The organism is Mucilaginibacter sp. Mucisp86 (assembly GCF_047324315.1).
Classification (GTDB): domain Bacteria; phylum Bacteroidota; class Bacteroidia; order Sphingobacteriales; family Sphingobacteriaceae; genus Mucilaginibacter.
In genome coordinates, this window is sequence record NZ_CP168503.1 from 4673212 (window position 1) to 4694189 (window position 20978).

Annotated in this window: 21 protein-coding genes; 12 read left to right on the forward strand and 9 right to left on the reverse strand. The window is 40.8% G+C overall.

The genetic code is table 11. The annotated features are described in order from the left end of the window. Positions 1-78 precede the first annotated feature (78 nt). From ACEN9X_RS19880 to ACEN9X_RS19895, 4 genes are all read left to right on the forward strand, one after another. Positions 79-1515 carry an APC family permease gene (locus tag ACEN9X_RS19880; protein WP_413666784.1) on the forward strand — a complete coding sequence of 479 codons (1437 nt, stop codon included), beginning with the start codon at positions 79-81 and terminating at the stop codon, positions 1513-1515. Continuing rightward, a complete protein-coding gene (gene dacB / locus ACEN9X_RS19885) occupies positions 1493-2899 on the forward strand; it encodes a D-alanyl-D-alanine carboxypeptidase/D-alanyl-D-alanine-endopeptidase (RefSeq protein WP_413666785.1) in 1407 nt (468 codons plus the stop codon). Before ACEN9X_RS19880 ends, dacB begins: the two co-directional genes overlap by 23 nt. Before the next feature lie 74 nt (positions 2900-2973). After that, positions 2974-3429: a hypothetical protein gene (locus tag ACEN9X_RS19890; protein ID WP_413666786.1), complete on the forward strand. Its 456-nt coding sequence runs from the start codon at positions 2974-2976 to the stop codon at positions 3427-3429. A gap of 19 nt (positions 3430-3448) precedes the next feature. Beyond that, the gene (locus tag ACEN9X_RS19895; RefSeq protein ID WP_413666787.1) at positions 3449-3847 is read left to right on the forward strand and encodes a hypothetical protein; all 399 of its coding nucleotides are present in this window, start codon (positions 3449-3451) and stop codon (positions 3845-3847) included. A gap of 3 nt (positions 3848-3850) precedes the next feature. Here ACEN9X_RS19895 and ACEN9X_RS19900 read toward each other — a convergent pair whose 3' ends face one another. The 3 genes from ACEN9X_RS19900 to ACEN9X_RS19910 all read right to left on the reverse strand — a co-directional run bounded on the left by ACEN9X_RS19900 (position 3851) and on the right by ACEN9X_RS19910 (position 6621). Further along, complete coding sequence (locus ACEN9X_RS19900; protein ID WP_413666788.1) at positions 3851-4309, reverse strand: lactate dehydrogenase; 459 nt, start codon at positions 4307-4309, stop codon at positions 3851-3853. 84 nt (positions 4310-4393) lie between these two features. Beyond that, entirely contained in the window at positions 4394-5437 is a 1044-nt protein-coding gene (locus ACEN9X_RS19905; protein ID WP_413666789.1) for a response regulator, read from the reverse strand. Beyond that, positions 5434-6621: a PAS domain S-box protein gene (locus tag ACEN9X_RS19910; RefSeq protein WP_413671147.1), complete on the reverse strand. Its 1188-nt coding sequence runs from the start codon at positions 6619-6621 to the stop codon at positions 5434-5436. Before ACEN9X_RS19910 ends, ACEN9X_RS19905 begins: the two co-directional genes overlap by 4 nt. 187 nt (positions 6622-6808) lie before the next feature. Between ACEN9X_RS19910 and ACEN9X_RS19915 the strand changes: the two genes are divergently transcribed. From ACEN9X_RS19915 to ACEN9X_RS19930, 4 genes are all read left to right on the forward strand, one after another. Further along, complete coding sequence (locus ACEN9X_RS19915) at positions 6809-8050, forward strand: YdcF family protein (protein WP_413666790.1); 1242 nt, start codon at positions 6809-6811, stop codon at positions 8048-8050. Between the two features lie 71 nt (positions 8051-8121). Next, complete coding sequence (locus ACEN9X_RS19920) at positions 8122-9000, forward strand: hypothetical protein (RefSeq protein ID WP_413666791.1); 879 nt, start codon at positions 8122-8124, stop codon at positions 8998-9000. A gap of 379 nt (positions 9001-9379) precedes the next feature. Beyond that, a complete protein-coding gene (locus ACEN9X_RS19925; RefSeq protein ID WP_413666792.1) occupies positions 9380-12661 on the forward strand; it encodes a SusC/RagA family TonB-linked outer membrane protein in 3282 nt (1093 codons plus the stop codon). A 25-nt stretch (positions 12662-12686) separates the two neighbouring features. Beyond that, positions 12687-14216 carry a RagB/SusD family nutrient uptake outer membrane protein gene (locus ACEN9X_RS19930; protein ID WP_413666793.1) on the forward strand — a complete coding sequence of 510 codons (1530 nt, stop codon included), beginning with the start codon at positions 12687-12689 and terminating at the stop codon, positions 14214-14216. Between the two features lie 149 nt (positions 14217-14365). On the opposite strand, the gene ACEN9X_RS19935 is transcribed toward ACEN9X_RS19930, so the two are convergent. Continuing rightward, the gene (locus ACEN9X_RS19935) at positions 14366-14497 is read right to left on the reverse strand and encodes a hypothetical protein (protein ID WP_413666794.1); all 132 of its coding nucleotides are present in this window, start codon (positions 14495-14497) and stop codon (positions 14366-14368) included. A 247-nt stretch (positions 14498-14744) separates the two neighbouring features. Here ACEN9X_RS19935 and ACEN9X_RS19940 point away from each other — a divergent pair, with 247 nt between their 5' ends. The 3 genes from ACEN9X_RS19940 to ACEN9X_RS19950 all read left to right on the forward strand — a co-directional run bounded on the left by ACEN9X_RS19940 (position 14745) and on the right by ACEN9X_RS19950 (position 16406). Next, positions 14745-15686, forward strand: a complete 942-nt coding sequence (locus tag ACEN9X_RS19940) for a helix-turn-helix domain-containing protein (RefSeq protein ID WP_413666795.1) — start codon at positions 14745-14747, stop codon at positions 15684-15686. A gap of 81 nt (positions 15687-15767) precedes the next feature. Further along, positions 15768-16004, forward strand: coding sequence for a hypothetical protein (locus ACEN9X_RS19945; protein WP_413666796.1), 237 nt, complete (start codon positions 15768-15770; stop codon positions 16002-16004). Positions 16005-16073: 69 nt separating this feature from the next. Then, positions 16074-16406, forward strand: coding sequence for a PIN domain-containing protein (locus ACEN9X_RS19950; RefSeq protein ID WP_413671148.1), 333 nt, complete (start codon positions 16074-16076; stop codon positions 16404-16406). 27 nt (positions 16407-16433) lie between these two features. Here ACEN9X_RS19950 and ACEN9X_RS19955 read toward each other — a convergent pair whose 3' ends face one another. From ACEN9X_RS19955 to ACEN9X_RS19975, 5 genes are all read right to left on the reverse strand, one after another. Then, entirely contained in the window at positions 16434-17129 is a 696-nt protein-coding gene (locus ACEN9X_RS19955) for a Crp/Fnr family transcriptional regulator (protein ID WP_413666797.1), read from the reverse strand. Between the two features lie 283 nt (positions 17130-17412). After that, the gene (locus ACEN9X_RS19960; RefSeq protein WP_413666798.1) at positions 17413-18060 is read right to left on the reverse strand and encodes a response regulator; all 648 of its coding nucleotides are present in this window, start codon (positions 18058-18060) and stop codon (positions 17413-17415) included. A 26-nt stretch (positions 18061-18086) separates the two neighbouring features. Then, positions 18087-18893, reverse strand: coding sequence for a sensor histidine kinase (locus ACEN9X_RS19965; RefSeq protein WP_413666799.1), 807 nt, complete (start codon positions 18891-18893; stop codon positions 18087-18089). Continuing rightward, positions 18877-19542, reverse strand: a complete 666-nt coding sequence (locus tag ACEN9X_RS19970) for a hypothetical protein (protein ID WP_413666800.1) — start codon at positions 19540-19542, stop codon at positions 18877-18879. Before ACEN9X_RS19970 ends, ACEN9X_RS19965 begins: the two co-directional genes overlap by 17 nt. A 22-nt stretch (positions 19543-19564) precedes the next feature. Then, entirely contained in the window at positions 19565-20113 is a 549-nt protein-coding gene (locus ACEN9X_RS19975) for a hypothetical protein (RefSeq protein ID WP_413666801.1), read from the reverse strand. A gap of 395 nt (positions 20114-20508) precedes the next feature. Between ACEN9X_RS19975 and ACEN9X_RS19980 the strand changes: the two genes are divergently transcribed. Beyond that, complete coding sequence (locus ACEN9X_RS19980; protein ID WP_413666802.1) at positions 20509-20961, forward strand: hypothetical protein; 453 nt, start codon at positions 20509-20511, stop codon at positions 20959-20961. Positions 20962-20978: the final 17 nt, after the last annotated feature.

The following is a 20978-nucleotide window of genomic DNA, read 5'->3' on the forward strand; positions in this document are numbered from 1 at the left end:
AATTTTATTTATTTACAATAGTGATCCTTAATATTAAAGTTTTTGAATAGTTTAGAGATTTAAACTCCAAAACAATATATGGCGAAAAACTCATCGCAACCCAAAATGAAACATGAGCTTAGCTTGCTGGATGGTACCATGCTGGTATCAGGTTCCATGATAGGCTCTGGTATTTTTATTGTTAGTGCCGATATTACCCGTAACGTAGGTTCAGCCGGCTGGCTCATAGCCATCTGGATCATTACCGGCTTTATGACGCTTACTGCTGCCCTTAGTTATGGCGAATTAAGCGGTATGTTCCCCAAAGCAGGCGGTCAGTATGTTTACTTAAAAGAAGCCTACAACAAGCTGATAGCTTTTTTATATGGCTGGAGTTTTTTCGCGGTGATTCAAACCGGTACTATTGCCGCAGTTGGGGTCGCTTTTAGCAAGTTCACTGCATATTTGATCCCGGCTTTTAGTGAAGATAACATACTTTTTCAACTCGGTTTTTTGAAGATCAGCGCAGCACAGCTAATGTCAATTTTCATTATCGTGCTACTTACCTACATTAATACAAAAGGGGTTAAAAGCGGCAAAATTATCCAAACCACTTTTACACTTACCAAGCTTTTGAGCTTGTTTGGCTTGATCATATTTGGGTTTGTAGCGCTGAAACCAGAGATCTGGCATGCCAACTGGAGTAACGCCTGGGATATTCATAACCTCAAGGCCGACAATACAACCGTAAGCCTTACCCTTGCTACCGCCATGGGGGCTATAGCAGCTTCGATGGTTGGCTCGATATTTAGCAGTGATGCCTGGAACAGCGTAACTTTTATAGCAGGCGAAATGAAGAACCCTAAAAGAGATGTTGCTTTAAGCCTTGGTTTAGGGACTTTAATAGTTACTATTATCTATGTATCGGCCAACGTTGCTTACACAGGCGTGCTATCTATGCATGACATAGCTACTGCTGATAAAGACCGTGTTGCGGTGGCTGCATCACATATCATATTTGGTAATCTCGGCACGTATATCATTGCGGTTATGATCATGATATCAACCTTTGGTTGTAATAACGGCCTGATACTTTCGGGTGCCAGGGTTTATTACACCATGGCAAAAGATGGCTTGTTCTTTAAACAAACAGGGGAGTTAAACAAAGCCGGTGTGCCTGAATTTGGTTTATGGATCCAGGCCGCGGTTGCTTCGATACTTTGCCTGAGCGGTCGCTATGGTGACCTGCTCGATATGATATCCTTTGTGGTGGTGATTTTTTATGTGCTTACCATCTTTGGCATTTATATCCTGCGAAAAAAACATCCAAATGCCGAGCGTCCTTATAAAGCATTGGGATACCCAATTTTACCTGCTATTTATATTATCATGGGATTGATATTTTGTGTATTGCTGATCATTTATAAGCCTCAGTTTACCTGGCCAGGCTTTATTATTGTATTGATAGGTGTACCGATATATTATATTTCGCAGCGGAACGTTAAGAAACAGGATGAGGCGCTTACTGATAATTAGTTTTTTATTTATAGGAGGATCTGCTGCGGCGCAAACGCTTCAGCAAAAAATATCAAATGCCTTTGGTCGTTTACAGGCCGATAGCCAGTGTAGTTATGCTTCGGTGTCATTAACCGTACTTGATGCTAAAACAGGCGAACAGGTGTTTGCCGGAAACCCTAATATGGGTTTAGCAACAGCGTCAACACTTAAAACCATTACCAGCATTACGGCCTTTAATATTTTAGGCCCGGATTTTCAATACCAAACGCAATTAGGTTACACCGGCGATATCGGTGCCGATGGCATGCTGAACGGCGATATCATCATCAAAGGCGCCGGTGACCCAACCCTTGGCAGTTGGCGCTACGAGCAAACCAAAGAGAGGCATATATTGGCGCTTATGGCCGATGCTCTGCAAAAGGCGGGTATCAAAAAAATAAGCGGTCGTATTATTGGTGATGATAGTATTTTCGGAACCCAGTCTATACCCGAAGGATGGATCTGGCAGGATATAGGTAATTATTACGGTGCAGGGACTTCAGGCCTTTGCTGGCGCGAAAATCAGTTCGATATTAAACTGTGTACTGGTGTAGTTGGTAACCCGGTTGGTGTATCCCGCACTGTTCCACAGATGCCATATCTTTCATTTAAAAGCGAATTAACCAACGGTGCTTCCGGATCTGGCGATAATGCTTATGCCTTTTTGCCGGTCGGCAGCAAGGTAATGTACCTGCGTGGTACTTATGCTATTGATCAGGAAAAGAAAAGTATCTCTGCAGCCCTGCCTGATGCTGCTTATGACGCTGCGTTGCGGCTTAATGATACGCTCAGAAGCCTTGGTATTATTATCGGTAACGAACCGGAATCGGCTGCTACTTTGAGTGCTAAAAACTTACCCACTCCTGTTATTACCAAAAATCTGGCAACTATCTCGTCACCTGCTTTAAGCAAGATCGTTTACTGGCTTAATCAAAAAAGTATCAACCTGTATGCAGAACAATTGCTTAAAACCATAGCCTGGAAACAGGGCCGTAAGCCTACAACTGCCAACGGCGTTGATGAGGTGCAAAAGTTTTGGGCGGCGCGGGGGATAGATACAAGGAGTTTAAATATTTACGATGGCAGCGGCCTTTCGCCCGGCGATAGGGTTACTACCTTAACACTTGCCCGTGTGCTGCAATCGGCAAAAAAGGAAAGCTGGTTTGCTGATTTTTATGCAAGCCTGCCTGTTTATAACGATATGAAAATGAAAAGTGGCAGTATCAATAATGTGCTGTGCTATGCCGGCTATCAGACTAAAAATGGGCGTGAGCTTTGTTTTTCTATCATGGTCAACAACTTCAGCGGATCGAGCCGGGGAATCAAAGAAAAAATGTTCAGGGTGCTGGATGAGTTGAAATAGGAGCAGTAGGAGTGTAAGGGAATAATTTTGATGATTTGACGTTGTATAGTGAACATAATCCTATAAACCTCATCATGAAAATATTAACCTTAGCTCCGCACAAACCTATAACCTATGTTCCTGGATTGATTAGCCTGGTTTTATTTCCAATGTTATGCCTCATGTTTTTATATCAGCATAAGGCTTTTGTTCATAGGGGTGCATTGAATATTGCAATAGTTGATCCTGATATGGATAGGTTAATAGCAAAAAAATACCATGTCAAGATTCCCCCGGAGAGGAGTTATACAAATGTCAATTTAACCGGCAATGCAATGGGCGATCAATCGCTGCTTGAATTTGCAAGGTTTGAAATCAAAAGTATGATCCGGATAAAAAGTAAAACTTTGGGCATCCGTTTTCACTTCGGAAATAAGATGAAATATCAAACTTTTGTAAGTGTGATTGATATGTGTAGCGTTGAAGAAGCAATAGCGTGGATTCCGCTTAACGATGATATTTACGTTTTTTATGTAAAAGCCCGATATTAGAATAAGAATATATAAACCGATGAAAAAACTGACTATCTTCTTATTATTTGTGACAGCATCATTCGTTGCCTGCAAAAGCAAATCCGGCTCAAATGATGACGTACAATCCATCAAATTTAAGTTTACAGAACTTGGTCGCGAAACCCAGTTCAGGATTACTTGCGATAAGTTTGATTATTACTTCCCCGAAGGAAAAGAAAAAAACTTTGATAAAAAAACGGGTATTGACAGCGTAATGCAATTGTTAACCGGCATGAAAATGGTAAGCGATGGTACAGAACCCGACGTACGTGGAAAGATCTATATTACCCATGCTACCAAAGCAGTAGATACTGTTTGTGTAGGTGTTAAAGCGCTTAGCTATAAAGGCACAACTTATGAAACACCACAGGAATTACTGGTATTGATTCAGAAGTAGCATTTACAGAGCTTCCTTCACATCATCCTCAACCACAGCCCTACACCCTTTTGCACAAACACAAGCTTTGCCTACGCATTTATTTAATTGCCAGAGATCAAGACAGCGAATGGTTTGATTGGCGATTTCCTGTAATGTATCGCCGGTATTGACAACGTGCGGACTTGCAGATGGGATATTGGCCAGTTTAATCCCAAATTGTGCAGCTGCCTCCTTGTTGATATGGTCGGTATTGGATGAACGGGTTACAATATATTTAATGCCGGCTTCCGAAAGCTTTGCTATAACATCCGGCGAAACCTCATCTTCGATAGTTATGATAGCCGCTGTTTTTCCCTGGGCAAATATGGCGGTATCGGGGTTTAGATTGTTTGATATCAGCGTAATTTCATGCTTTTTGCGATTGGCTATCGCCAAAAATTCTTTTTCAAACGGTTTGATATTATAAGCTATCGCTTTCATCCTTCATTCATTTAACCGAAAGCAAAACTACCCTGAAGCGCTTGCTGTGGGAATGAGTAATATCACCTAAAAAAATGATGGCGATCAGTTTTTCATTTTACCAAGCCGTTCGGGGGAGAGCACAGTGATCTGGCTACCTTTTTTATCAATAAGGTTTTCGTCTTTAAAATCGGTAAGGGTGCGGCTCACGGTTTCGGTTGCAACGCCGGCCATGGCTGCAAGGTCCTCGCGCGATACTTTGAAATCGCTTCCCTGTTGTTTGTAAAGACGTATCAGGGTATCGGCCATTCTTTTCCTTACAGAGTTATAAGCAAGCTGCAGTAACTGTTCTTCCCTGTCGCGGATATGGTTGGAGAGTAGTTTGATAAACTCTCGGGCCACACCCGGGTATAAATTAAGCAGGTTATCCAGCTGGTCTTTAGGGATCAGGCATAGCAGACTATCTTCCATGGCGGTTGCGGTATCTGTATAGGCCTCGTTTGAGAGCATGGCATTTACACCAAGATATTCTTCGGCCGAATGGATGGCAGTCATCAGTTCGCGACCATCATCGGCCAGTTTAACTGTTTTAACCCGGCCGTTCAGTATTAAGTACAAGCCATTTCCTTTATCGCCATCGTAATAAATAACCTGGTCTTTTTTAAACTGGCGGGCTTTACGTTCGGCTATGATGCGCTTTAGCTCGGCAAGTCCGCTGTTTTTTGACACAATGGAGTTTAAGTTTTCGAGCGATTGACTATAGAAGTTTTGCTGGGCGTTTTTTTTTCGGAGCCTGCTTTCAATGGCACTTAACAGTTCCATGTCGTCAAAAGGCTTGGTTAAATAATCATCGGCTCCCATTTCCATACCTTTTCGTTGATCAATCCGTTCGGCCTTGGCTGTCAGAAATATAAAGGGGATGGTAGCAGTTTCTGGATTTTTGTTCAGCATATATAAAACACTGTAACCGTCAAGCTCCGGCATCATGATATCGCAAAGTATTACATCGGGCAGGTTTTTAACAGCCAGTTCAATACCGGCTTTACCATTGTCGGCCTCAAACACGATGTAGCCGGCCAACTCAAGTATCTCAACCACATTTTCGCGGATATCTGTATTATCTTCTATGATCAGGATTTTTTGGCTCATTGTGCTGGGAATGAAATGGTGAATGAAGTGCCTTCGTTTACATTGCTTTGAAAATCAACCTTGCCGTTCATAAGGGCAGCATACCGGGCTACAATATTAAGCCCAAGGCCGGTACCGGGGATATTACCTATGTTATTTGCTCTAAAAAAAGCCTCGAACAGGTGCTTTTGATCACTTTCCGGAATACCTATGCCGTTATCCTTTATGGTAATGGAGCATCCGGAATTATTTATTTCAGTATTAAATTCGATAAAGCTATTCTCGCCCGAATATTTGATGGCGTTGGTGATAAGATTGATAATGCAATTTTTAAGCAGGTTAATGTCCAACTGCACCTGGCTGTTTGTACCTGTATGCTGATATAGGAACGTTTGATTTTGTTTGGCGATGAGTTGCATTTCTTCAGTTATCTCTTCGGCCAGTTTAACCAGGTCAAAGGTGCTGTACGATGGTTCCACACGGCCGGCCTCCAATTTTTCGAGCGAAAGAAAATCGTTTAGGATAGTGGTGAGATTACCAACGGCATTTTTGATCTTATTAACATGTTTGCTGATCTGCGGACTTTGAAATGGCTCCGCATATTTATCTATAAGCGAAGCTGATAGCTGAACGGCACTTAATGGGGTACGGAATTCATGCGATGCCATGGATACAAAACGGCTTTTGAGTTGCCCGAGTTCTTTCTCTTTTTCAAGTGATTGACTTACTTCTTCCTTAGCTTTTTGCAATTCAAGAAAAGATTTTTTCAGCGACAGGGTACGTTCCTCCACAAGGTTTTCAAGTTGCGAAGCATATTCTTTAAGCCGGTCTTCGGCTTTCTTTTCACGGCTCAGGTCATGGATAAAACCGGTGAAGATACGGCGGCCCGCGTAGTTTACATCGCTAACGCCAAGCCTGAACGGGAATTGGGTGCCATCTTTGCGTAGCCCGGTAACTTCGCGTCCAATACCGATGATATGTGCCGTGCCGGTAGTTTGATAACGGTTGATATAATGATCATGTTCCTGTTTATAAGGCTGGGGCATTAACATGGATATGTTTTTGCCGATAACCTCACCCGGCTCATACTGAAAAAGCTTGCATGCTGATGGGTTGATGGTTTCAACGATCCCGCGTTCATCAATCGTGATAATGCCGTCGATAGCGTTTTCGATAATGGCTTTTAATAAGGCGGTACTTTCCATGAGGGGATATTCGGTAAAATTATCAGCTTTTACAAATATCAAAATTGACATGGACTATTTTGTCCTAAAGATGGTATATCTTAATTTAAATCAAAAATAGGCCTGTTTTGTAAGAGGAAAGTTACCAGTAGTTAACCTTGAGTTTATGTGCTAAGGCGTTATTTGCGCCTTGTTAAAAAACAGCTCAATGAAAAAACTCCTGCTATTGGCATTGCTTGGGTTGGGTGGTTTAAGTGCTTCTGCACAAAGTCCGGCCCCTGCCAAAACTACACCTACAGATTATGTAAAGATTAAAAACTACGGCTTGCTGACTTTGTTTGAGCAGGACGCCGAGGTAAGCACTTTACTAAAAAACGATCCTGAACTGGCACAGCTCACGCAGAAAAAACTTGATGCACTTAACACTTCTCTTACCGATTGTAAAGACGCATTATGCTTAACAGCTGCTGTAAAATTAACTGATGAAGATATCAAAAATGTAAGCGACCGTCTTATCGCGCTTTACAAAACAGGCAGTGCGCTTGATAAGCTGGTTAAATCAAAGCTAATCCCATCGGGGCAATATAGTTTGTACAAAAAGCTATCGCCCGCACAATTGCTTGTAAAAGCCTGGGAGCAGGATGCCTGGAGCATTAATTATACTATCGGTGTTTATGCCGAGGGTAAAAAGCCAAATTATCCGCAGATAGATTCAATTAGCTATAACGTTAAGGCGAGGGCCTATTATACGCTAATGTATGATGCCAGTGCTACATTGATTGGCGATATTAAAGGAACCAAACTGTTTTTTGAACCGGCCATGCAGGCGGCATTGCTTTATCTGCAAATTAACGAAAGACAGGACCCTGCTAATTACGAGCCGATGGAGCTAAATGCTAACAAGGCTGCTGTAACTCGTGTGAAAACGATTAAATGGGCCGATTATCCATATTCAAATATTCTTGTACCCGGTGCTGGTCCGGATAATTTAACATCGCCGCTGAGCGGGGAGGGGATGCTGCGTTGCAGGCTGGCTGTACAGGAGTATAAGGCAGGTAAAGCGCCTTTTATCATTGTATCTGGCGGTAAGGTGCATCCTTATAAAACAAAATATAATGAGGCTGAAGAAATGAAGGTTTACCTGGTTAAAACCCTTCACATACCCGAAAGTGTTGTTATTATAGAGCCACATGCGCGCCACACTACTACTAATATGCGCAACAGTGCAAGGTTGCTTTATAAATATGGTATCCCTGCCGATAAACCTGGTATTGTGGTAACTGATAAATCGCAGACGGATTTTATTATGACCATGGATGCCCGTTGCCAGAAAGAACTGAACTATGTGCCTTACAAACTGGCTAAGCGCAATTCAGAAACCGAAGTAGAATATTATCCGGTTGAGGAGGCCAAACAAATTGATCCGGACGAACCACTTGATCCTCGTTAAAAGCTGAAAGCATAATGCGGAAAGCTTAAGGCTATAGTCCGATCACTAATGCAATTACTTTATTTAACTCCATGCAAAAAATTACTTTAACAATGATAGCTGCTGTTTTAGGGATTGGCAGCATCACCACCGGGACAATTGATCATAAGCTTGACCGCGCCATAACTATCGATTCGTTAGGCGCATGCCAGGGGATCTCTTATCAAAATGGCCGTATATTTTTATATGGCGACAGAGAGGTGGGGATGATCCGCGAGTTTAGGCTGGATCATGATAGCCTGGTGTATCAGCATAAAGAGTATAAGCTAACCCAAAACGGGCGGGATGTTATTAATCACCCTACAGGTATAGCTTATAATAATGATAAAGGCCCAACCTTTATAGGTAATTCTATCCGCCTGAATGCTGCGGGCAGCCAGTGGAGAGCAGTTATTTATAATGTGAACTGGAAAGGTTTGCTTAAAACCGGTACGCTTGATGGTAATTTAATTAATACAATTGAGGATGATGCCTGTATCCAGGGTACCCGGCCCGAATATGTAAAATATAATAATAAGTGGTATGTGGCTACCGCCGATTATGGCGACCATGGCAACGAAGTACGTTTATACGATCCCGAAAAGCTGGCCAAAGCTAAAAGCACTAAGGAGCCTGGGGTTCTTTACAAAAAGTTTACCTGTACACCCTGGGTGCAAAATCTGTTTTGGAAAGCTGATAAAGGTGCTTTAGTCCTTATCCAAAACAAGCTTGAGGGCAGGCAATGGCGGTTTACGTATGTTGATCTTAAAAAGTCGATTGAGGCAGGTAAACAGGTAGTGCTGAGCCAGGTTGACGGTATAGACAGGGGTGACGAACTGGAAGGCTTTTCATTGCTTGGCGGTGATGAAAAGGGGATAGCCGTAACCTCATCACGTAAAAATAACGTGAATTTTACCACTACTTCATGGTAGTTTAAATAAATGAACCAAAGTAAAAAAGCCTGTAAAAGGGTGGTGATTTTTTTATTTTTTATTAATGCAAATTTAACACTAAGGTATCCTTTGATTAAGATAACTGGTTTAGCTTTGCTGTAATTATTGCAATATTAATAACTCTGTATTAATATTGTTTAATATTAACGCAATAATAATTATGAAATTATTAATTATTTGCTCACTTCTTTAAAAATAGTCGCCTATGTAACATTAACTTCAACTTAACATCGAGCTCGGCGATAAAACTAAGAACCGGTGAATGCGCTAACACTCACCTGGTCCGGGATAATTGTCAAATAACTCAAAAGCGGTCCAAGGCTTTAAGTCATTTCTTTCAACAATCAATTTTAAAAATATGAATAAAAAGATTAATCCAAATCTTTTGAGCAGGTTTTTTTTCATCCCTGCATTATTTTTACTGGTTTTGCTAAAACCTTTTATCTCAAACGCTTCGGCAAAAAATATAGTGTCTGAAGCTGCAAAGCAAATTACCGGTACTGTTACCGACGAAACTAACCTTCCTTTACCCGGCGTATCGGTTCGTATTAAGGGTACCGATAAGGGTGTTTCAACTAACACAAACGGTAAATACACCATTTCTGCCGAAGAAGGTGCCGTGTTACTCTTTAACTTTATTGGTTACGAACAATTGGAAGTAGCTATTGGCAACTCGTCAACTTATAACGTTAAGATGAAGCCAAAATCAAACATGCTTAACGAGGTTGTAGCCATCGGTTACCAAACTATCCGTAAAAGCGATGTTACCGGTGCAATTGCCAGTATAAAACCGGGTGATCTTAATCTTTCAGCCCCTTCATTAGGTCAGGCCCTTGCAGGTAAGGTTGCAGGTGTGCAGATTTCTCAAACCAGCGGTGCACCTTACACAAGCACCAAGATCAGGGTGAGGGGTGTTGGTTCACTAAATGCCAGTTCTGATCCCCTATATGTAATTGACGGCTATCCTGCAGGTAATGATATCTTCATTAATCCTGATGATGTTGAAAGTATCGACATCTTAAAAGATGCTGCTTCGGCTGCTATTTATGGCTCTCGTGCATCTGGCGGTGTGGTATTGATCACTACTAAAAAAGGTAAAGAGGGTAAAGGCCGTTTTGAATATGACGTTCAGACCGGTGTTGATCAGCTTGCCCACAAAGTGAAACTTTTAGATGCGGATCAGGCTGCGTTGCTGGTTATCGATGGTCGTAACAACGCTTACCATGACCTTTGGATAAACTCAGGCCATACCTGGAATGACGCCATGTACTCTGACCCTAACAGCACTCGTGTTGCCAATGTTGGTAACACCGGCAGCGTTAGTATCCCGGATGGTTTATACAATTTTGCTACTCAAACCCCTATCAAACAAACTGTAAATACCGATTGGCAGGATGAATTATACCATAATGTAATTTTCCAGAAACATACCCTTTCATTCTCTGGTGGTGCAGCTAATAATGTGCGTTATTATGTTAGCGGTTCTTACCAAAACAACCCCGGTATAATCGTATCATCAGGCCAGCAACGCTATAACTTCCGTTCAAATGTTGAAGGTGATGTAAGCAAACGTATTCACATTGGTGCCAATGTATCATATACTCAAAATACCAACCAGGAAATTCCTGAAGGCCGTTTTGACCATGGTCCGGTTTTGGGTGCTTTGATCTACATGCCATATCTGCCGGCTTACAACGCTGATGGTTCATTGGCTACTAATGCCGAAGCTGCAGGCTCTACTCAGTATGGTTACCAGGGTATCGAAAATCCGGTGGCCCTTGCCGAGCGCGTTAAAATTAACAGGAAAGGTTATCGCAGCACTTATAATGCTAACGTAACGTATAATATATTACCTGGTTTTAATTTTAAAACTAACTTAGGTACCCAAACTTATACCGAAAAGTACGATTATTACTATCCTACTACATTGAGTAGCGGTGCTTTCCCTCCGGGTTCTCAACAGTCAATATTGGCTGCCAATGCTCAGGCTTCAAATTTAACAACAGTTGATAAACTTGCTGAGTTTACCTTAAACTATAACAAGCAGATTGGTAAACACCATTTTGACGCCTTGGCTGGTTATACCGCACAACGTACAACTAACGATTACTTTAGTGTTACGGCTAATGGTTTCCAAAATGACAATATCCCCGAAATATCAAACAAAGGAGCTTTGGCGGCTAACTTTAGCTTAAACTCAGCCTACAAAAATGCTTACACTTTGTTGTCGTATCTTGGTCGTGCTAACTATAATTATGCCGGCAAATATTTCTTAACTGCTTCGTTCCGTGCTGATGGTTCATCACGTTTCGGCCCGGCAAACAAATATGGTTACTTCCCTTCTGTTGCCGCAGGCTGGAACCTTTCTGACGAGGCATTCTACCACAACTTCCTTGGCGATCAATCAACGGTTAAAATTCGCGCAAGCTGGGGTAAAAGTGGTAACTACAACATTGGTAACTACAACATTCAGCAAACATTGGCAAGCCCCACCGGTGTAGTGCTTGACGGTAACAGCGCTGTAACAGCTACTTATCCTGGTGGTCTTAAAGATAACACCCTGAAATGGGAAACCACTTCACAGTATAACTTTGGTACTGATATAGGTTTATTTAACGGCAGGTTACAGGTTATTGCCAACTATTATCTGAGTTATTCATACAACCTGTTGTACAACCAGCCAATATCGGCTATTTCGGGTAGTACTACCGTCCTTACCAACCTGCGCGATTCAAAGATCCGTAACACCGGTTTTGACTTGCAGTTAGACGGTAAGATCATCAACAACAAAGACTTTACTTTTGGTGCAAGCGGTAATATTTCATTAAACCGTAACAAGGTAGTTAAATTGCCTGCGCAAAATACAATCATCATCAACGGTGCCGAGCGTTCATACCTAACCAGCATTACAACACAAGGCCAGCCTTTAGGTATGTTTTATGGCTTTAAAGTTGGTGGTATAATCAACGCTTCAAACTTAGGCAAAACTGCTCCGTCAGCTTCACAAACTAACCCTGCCAAAATTGGTGACCTTTGGTTTGTTGATACCAATAAAGACGGTATTGTTAACGATGCTGATAAAACCGTTATCGGCTCGCCGTACGCTAAATTTACCTACGGCTTTGCTTTCAACAGTACCTACAAACGTTTTGATGCAAGCGCTTCATTCAACGGCTCATACGGTAACCAGATTCTTGACGGACAGGATTATTACCTGTACAATGGTGAAGGTTCAGGTAACCAGTATGCTAATGTTGCACAGCGTTACCGTAACGAAGCTGATCCGGGAGACGGTTCATTTTACCGCGCTTCACGTGCAGGTACACAAAGTAACAGCACCCGTTTATCAACCTTCTACCTGCAAAGCGGCTCATACCTGCGTTGTACCAACCTGACTTTAGGTTACACTTTACCGGGCTTTTTACAACAAACTTTAGGCCTGAGCAAAGCCCGTGTATTTGCAAGTGTGGTTAACGCATTTACCATCACCAAGTACAAAGGTTATAACCCTGATGTTGATTACAACTATTCGGGTGCTGCCTCAAACAACACTCAAAACCCTAACCTTGCTCCTGGTATCGATTATGGTACTTACCCGCTGGTTAGGTCATACAACTTAGGTGTTAATGTTACTTTTTAATAAATTTTTTAAAGAGATATAGATGATGAATAAGAAATTTATAGCCATGGCCTGCCTTGCTGCCGTTGTGGCGATAGCCCCGTCTTGTAAAAAAGACTTTTTGAACGAAAGCGATCCAAACGCTATATCGGTTGATGCGAGTTATAAAACGCCTAATGATGTTTTGCTGGCAGTAAACGGTATATACCAATCATTACGAAGCGGCAATAACGTTGGCGAAAGCAGCGACCTTTGGACAGACCAGCGCTCGGATGATACCGGGACGCAGGATAACCAATCGAACTCTGGTGAGCCATTCCAGTTCGGTAACTTTTCTATATTGCCAACCAATACTTATCTGAAAAGCCACTGGGTATCGTTGTATACTACAGTTAGCCGTGCAAATTCTGTGTTATCACATATAGATCAGGTTAGCTTTCCTGATAATAATGTAAAACTGAAATATGCTGCTGAAGCTAAATTTTTGCGCGCCTTTATTTATTTCGACCTGGTACGTACCTGGGGCGATGTGCCTTTGGTAACTAAAGCGTTATCATCAGCAGGTGATGTTGCAGCACAAACTTTCCGCGAAAAACAGGCAACTGTTTATCAGCAAATTGTTGCCGATTTAACCGATGTGATTGCCAGCCCGCTGCCTAATCTGCAGGCATCAACCGGTCGTGCTTCAAAAGCCGCTGCTAACTTCCTGTTAGGTCAGGTTTACCTTACCATGGCAACAACACAGGATCAGGCTAACCGTACAACTAACCTTAACAATGCCAAAACATTTTTAATGAATGCTTACAACATGCGCACTTTCGGCGCGTTGAATGCCATTCCTTACACTGACGTTTTTGATGTTGCAAAAAAAACAACTTGTCCGGAGTTGATCTTCCAGATCGTTAACATCCAGGGCGATTTGAACTATAGCTCGTCAATTGCTGCTAACTTTCAGGCTAAAGGCGAAACTATTAACTCACAAAAAGTATCTACAGGTGCAGGTTATAACGTTACTCACGATTTGATCAATGAGTACGAAACCGGCGATCCGCGTATGACTTTCTCTGTTAAATATGCAAATGATCCAATTGTAAAAGATTGGTTTGTTACCAAATTCAGGGATGTTAGCACAGCTGCAGGTATTAACGGTTACGGTGGTAACGACTGGATCCTGATGCGTTATGCTGATGTGATCCTTTCATTGGCCGAAGTTAATAATTACCTTGGCGATCAGGCTACTGCAACAGGCTTCCTTGACCAGGTGCGTACCCGTGCCGGTATGCCAACCTACGCGGTATCAATGACCAACAGCGACTATGCCACAAGGTATCCAACCTTAAAACTGGCTATTTTACACGAGCGCCGTGTTGAGCTGGCATTTGAGCACCACCGCTGGTTTGATTTGCTGCGCACGTTTACAACCGACGAGCTGGTTGCTTACTTCCACGCTAAAAAGCAAACTGATTTTGGTTTGGCTTCACTGGCAAACTTTACTACTAAAGATCGTTATTACCCAATCCCATTTGATGAGTACAAACTTGACCCTGTTAAGATGTACCAAAACCCGGGTTATTAATATTGATATTACATAGAAGAGGAGGGGTTCAGCCCACGAATGGTCGGAAGAAATTCCGGCCATTTTTATGTTATGAATAACAGGCCGGGGTGGCCGGGGCGCTTAGAAGATATCGTCGCAATGCTGATATTCGGGGCTATTGGTGCTAATCACTCGGCACAATAAGCTAGTACGTTATCTTTTGGTATTTCCATACTTCTGTTTTGATGTTTCCGGTCGTAATAGTTTCTCCCGTTTAAACGACTGGCTGCGCCATGTGTTTTACCTTTAATTTGTAACATGCTGGGCATATTTAATAGCTAAAAACACGGTTCCCCATGCTTGTGACAGTTTAATTGTGATAAAGTAACACTTTATTCTTTTCGCTGTTGTTTACCAAATTCAAGTAATGGTGTTATCTGTAATTGACGATCCTATATTGAATGGTGACTTTTAATGTGTTGATTATTGACAGGTATCTATCATATTCAATTATCAGTGTGCTTTGGCCTGGGATTTATAAGTAGCTTTGTTAACAGGGATAAGCATATGAAAACAGTAACTGTTGAAGATTTTTATAAAAATGCTGCCAAACATTCAGATGGCGCAGTAGCAGATCTGCTTCCGGTTGATATTAATAAAGAGATAGGGCATTTTAATGTATTTAATGTTGGTGAAATATTTAACAGAGTAAAAAAAGATCCTTCATATGTACCTTACAACAGGAGGCTGTACTATAAGATAAACCTGGTAAGGGGCCGCAATGTTGCCGAATATGCTGATAAAGTGATCAATATAGAAAAAAATGCTTTGGTATTCGGTACTCCCAAAATTCCTTATGGCTGGAAGCCGCAAAGTATGGATCAGTCAGGAATGTTCTGCATTTTTACCGATGCGTTTTTAGTACAGTCGAAAAGTGGTGTGGTATTGGATGCGCTGCCAATCTTTAGCCCTGGTGGCTGCCCGGTGTTTGAAATCAGTGATGAACAGGCAGATGAGTTGTCCCTTATTTTTAAAAAAATGCAACAGGAATTAGCTTCAGATTATCTGTATAAGTATGACCTGATCAGGAACTATGTACTGGAACTCATCCATTACGGTCAAAAATTACAGCCATTTACCAATTATGGTAATAGCCATAATGCATCGGCAAGGGTATCATCGCTATTTATTGAGTTGCTGGAGAGGCAGTTCCCGATAGCATCGCCCGACCAAAAGATCGTCCTCCGCACTGCTAAAGATTATGCCGACAGGCTTGCCGTTCATAGCAATCATCTCAATAAAGTATTAAAAGAAAGCACCGGAAAAACCACTACCGAGCATATAGCTGCAAGGGTTGTTCAGGAAGCCCGTATCCTGCTCAAACAAACTAACTGGAATATCTCAGAAATAGCTTATAGTCTGGGCTTTGAACAATTATCACATTTTTCAAATTTCTTTAAAAAGCAAACATCTTTATCGCCTGTGGAGGTTAGGAATTTGGCGGGGTAAGGTTGGTTGGCTGTAATTATTAAATGTCGAAAATGATTATCAATATCGTAATGATGGCTTGAATTTTGTAAATTTGATGTTATGATAAGAACAATATTAAAATCTAACAAAAAGAGTCTTACGCTTGAGCTACCGGACGATTTGGTTGGAAAGATGATTGAAATTATCGCATTTTCAGTCGATGAAACTAAATCAATTGAAAAAGAAACTACACCTATAGAAATAAGAGTTGGGTATTTGAAAGACAGATTAAAGGGGTTTACCTTCAATAGTGGTGGTTATAGGTTTGACAGGGATGAAGCCAATGATTATGAGTGATATCGCTGTCGATACTAATATTTTGCTTTACGCATTAGATGCTTTTTACCCCCAAAGCAAGCAGAAGCTATTCAAATAATTGCTGATAATCCTATCTTTTGTTCTCAAAACCTTAGTGAATTTATTAATGTTTGTCTGCGGAAATGGAAATTTTCAAAGCATAAAGTTGCTGATCTGATAAAGATGTATTTGCAGCAATGTGTTTATGTTCCGGTAAATGAACCTATGATGCTGCGTGCCTTGGAGATTATGAATAAATATGATTTTCAGTTGTTTGATTCAATAATTGTAGCGACAGCATTGGAGTCCGGTTGTTCAATATTATATTCCGAAGATATGAATGATGGTCAAATCATAGATTCACAACTGGAAATTATAAATCCATTTAAAGGATTAAATTAAATTCTGCTCTAATTTAAAAGCCTCCTTTTACAGTTCGTCATCCTGCGTTAAAAGAAAAAGCTTGTCATGATTGATAATACTGATCTTTTTGCCGTTTGTGCTGATCAGTTTTTCCTGCAGCAATTCGTTAACCACCCTGAAAACGGTTTCGTAAGTAGCGCCGGCGTATGAGGCAAGGTCCTGTCGTGTAAGTTCAACATCGATATGTCCATCGGGGTTTATGCCAAACTGTTCTTTCAGGCTTATGAGGGCCTGGGCTACGCGGCCTTTTACCGGCATGTGGGCAAGGTTGCGCATTTTGCGTTCGGCTTCCTGCAGTTCATCGGCAAAAAATAACATCAGCTGGTAGGTAAACTGAGGATTTACCTTTAAAGTAGCCTCAAAAAAGTCCATATCGATGAAGCATATGATGCCAGCTTCTAAAGCGGTTGCCGAAATAGGGTAGTGGGTAGCGTGTTTACCCAGCACACGATGGCCAAAAATAGCCCCTTTGTTGGCAAAGCGGATAATAAGTTCTTTATCTGCTCCCCATTTTTTGTGAACTTTTATATTGCCTTCATAAACAAAGTAAATTCCCTTTACAGGGTCGCCCTCACTGAAAATAACCTGCCCTTTTTTTACAGCAAAGTTCTTTTTATTAGCTGCTATTGCGGGGAGCCACTCTTTTATACATCCTTTGCATAAAAAACAGGTGTTATTATCGCATTGAATACTTCTTTTCATTCAAATATTAATCAATCAGTCAAATCTGTTGTAAAAATATCAATGAAAATTGTATTTGTTGGCAATAAATTGAATTTTTATGGTAATTTTTTAATAACTTTTTCCATTTGAATGAATTTTTACTATTTCGAGCTTCTGATTTTACACTTATAATCTGTTTTTTATAGGTTATATCTGTTGATTTTGCTTTCTATTGTTTTGTTTTAAGTAAAACGATGGTGAACTGTTAAAGTAAAATGGCGTTTGCTAAAGAAGTTGCAGTTGTAATGCCGTTTTAGAAGCTTTATATTATTCCGTTCTTTACAGCAAACATTACCAACCCGGCCGTATTGCGTACTCCCACTTTATCTATCAAACGTTGTCTGATGCCTTCAACCGAGCGTGGGCTAAGGAAAAGTTGCTGCCCCATTTCGTTGGCTGTTTTTTCGGCACAAATCAGTTTCAGTACATCCTGTTCCCGTTCGGTAAGTTCAACCCCTTCTTTAAAAGATGGTTTGACGTTGCCTTTTATCACCAGTTTCTTTAATAACGCGTTGCTTACAATATTGTTAAAGTAATAACCTGTTTCGTATACGGAATATATTGCTCTCCTGATCTCCTCTGCTTCTGCATTTTTTAACAGGTATCCGTTAGCGCCAATCTCCATTAAGTGGATCACAAACTTTTCATCGTCGTACATGGTCACTACTAAAATTTTCATATCAGGATACTTCTTTTTGATGTGTTTGGTTGCTTCCATGCCATCCATAACGGGCATTTTAAGGTCCATGATAATTACATCAGGCATATTCGTTTCAATGCCCTTTATCAGGTCTTCACCATCGCCGGCTTCAAGCATTACTTCCAGGTTCTCATCCTGGGTAAGGCCAATTTTGAGGCCATCCCTGTATATGGTATAATCATCGGCTATGGCAATTTTAATAGGTTTCATCGCCTTATTTTTGATTGTTGTAATGGTTAAATAGTAATTGCCCGGGGGATACTGATATTGATGTAATATCCTTCGGGTTTGTAATTAAACGCTACTTCGCCTTTCAGCAAAATAATACGGGTTTGGATAGCTTTGAGGCCAAGGCCCTGTTTATTAAACTTCAGCTCTTCGTATTGTGCGTGGCTGAGTCCCTTTCCATTATGAAAAATGCTGATGTTTAATGCATCCTGGTTATAAATTGATGTAATATGGATTTTTTGAGGCCTGGCATGTTTAAGTATGTTGTTCATTAACTCCTGCACCATGCGGTAGATGCTGATATCATTTTCATTGGTTTCGGTTGCGTATGAATCATCCAGATCTGTGGTAATAAAAATGAGGTCGTTATTTGCTATCTTCTCAACAAAATGTCTGATCGCTTCATTCAGGCCAAACTCCTTCAGGATACTTGAGTGCAAATTGTGCGAAATACCGCGCACCTGTTTAATGGCCATGTCAAGCAGTTCCTGTCCTTTTTCATATCTCGGTTCGTTGTTTTTATCAATAACATTGATCTTTACTGCCTGCAGGTGCAATTTTGATGCTGATAAAATAGCGCCCACTTCGTCGTGTAACTCTTCGGCAATGCGATGGCGTTCAGTTTCCTCACTTCGCACGGCGGCTTCAATCAACTGGTTTTGCTGGGTTTGATGCAGTTTTTGAATTTTTTGCTGGTACTGGTATTTCTTACGCTGAAAAAATATAAAAATGAGCAATATACTTGCGAATAAGGAAAGCATAACCGCAATACCCATAAAGAGCAGGAGCCTGATATCATCATTCGTTTGTTTCATATAACCCTTTCGCTATAAATACACATAAAATGGTATACGTGAAATTGTGGATATTCCACAGGCTTATGGCAAAATTGTGCAGGCGTATTGTAAGTTCATTGTATAGCAAAAAAATGAAAAAATTTATAGTGTAGTAAATGCCCAGCCCGGTAACAATCCAAAATTCGGGTTGTTTTTTACCTGGCTCTTCATCGTCTGTTATTTTAAACAGGTAATACTGCATACAATAAAACATCATAATTACCGCCTCAAACGAAAGCAGTCTGCTACTCAATTGCCCGTAATCAAAAAAGTTTTGATAAAAACTGAAATTGACAAGCACAAACCCTAAAAAAATATACGGAACTATCCGTTTGGTTTTGGATAAAAACTGTTGGTTTAGTTTTATAAAAAATGAGCTGAACAATAACAATCTGATTACGGAATGTACGTTATACAGGTAATTATTGGTGTTAAACGGGCGCGGTATTATTGTTTTAAGCTTCCATATTACATCAATAGTTACATTAATTGCCAGCGCTGTCCATAAATAAATAACAACAGGTTTATTAAAGGCGGGCTGTTTTTTCTTTAAACAGAGAATGGCCAAAGGAATGAGCAGTGCCCAAACCTCCGACCAGTCAGATATGCCTTTAATTAGCTGTTCCACTATGCAACAGTTTTAGCCGATATTACATTTTTGCCGGAGGAGATGGGTTTGAATCAATATCCTGCGTGTCTTTATCTGCATAATTAATGAACTTTCCGTCTTTTACCAAACCTATAGCGTATACCAGATGCTGATTTGAAGCTACGATCTTGGGTGTGAAAACAAGATAGTCATAATCGCGTTTGCCTCCGGCATCGGTAGATATTACAGCTACTATTGCTTTTTTGGTTAGATAGGTATTGCCTAAAACCACGGGGCCGGTTAAGTTAACAGATGTGTCTTTCGCAATAGCCAGCGTGTCTGGATGCAGCGGATTAAGGTAATTGCCTGCGGTATCAAGAATATATGATACAAGCTGGTAGGGCTTTTTAACATCATCAACCTGGGGGCTGTAAAACTGAAAAATGAAACTGTCTGTTGTTGACGAGTCAAGCCAATGGTTAACCTGGGCAGCAGTGTACTTTACCTGCGCAAATTGGGTAGCCTGCTTGCATGATGTCATGGCAAAAAACAAGCAAATAATAGCCGCGGCAGCAATTGGTCTGAATAAGTTAAGAGGTTGTTTTTTCATGATATTATAGGTTTAATATGCGGGTAATATAGCTGTATTAATTGTATTTTATGTTGGTAGTGATAAATTATATAAGTGAGAAAATATTTATACTACTGTGAAAAAATTTCTCACAAATTATTTATTGTTCGTGTTGATTTCTGTATTTTTTCTTATGGGGCAAAGTTAACAGGTGTGAAATTGTGTGAAAGGGTGTTTTTATGGTTTGGAAACGTATAAATACTTATTTTTTTATTTGTATTTTATTATCTAATAAGGTTTTTTAAATAAGCAGGAGCTGCATGGGGATAAGCCGGGAGGGTAACCAATTAGGAAAGGCTACGGCAAACAAATGCAAGGTGATGTAAATTGTTATGAAAATGCAGTTATATTAGCTGATCTTAAAGCGAACCGATATGGAAGGTACTGTACAGATTATAGAGGTTAACAATCCCATAAAGCTTATTGGGAAAATATTTACAGGAAGCTATGCAGAAGCTTCGTCATATGTTACAGCTGTACAAAATGAATTAACCGCAGCTCAGATTGCTTTTATTCCATTTAAAATTTGCGGCATTTATTATGACGATCCACAGGTTACCCCTGCGGCCGAACAGAGGAGCTTTCAGGGCGTGGTATCGGAAGGTAATGCAGACCTGTCGTCAACATCCCTTTCGGCTATGGATATGGCAGGTACATTCCTGTACACTAAAGTTACCGGCGACCCCATGAAAGCCATCATGAAAGGTTATGGTGATCTTTTTACCTATATTAAGGAACATCAAATCCAATTAAAATCCAACGCAGGTTATCAGATCCTTACCTTTACCGAAGGGGAAGTAACAACTGAGATTTACATGGAAATTTAAAGAGATAGTTTTAAGTT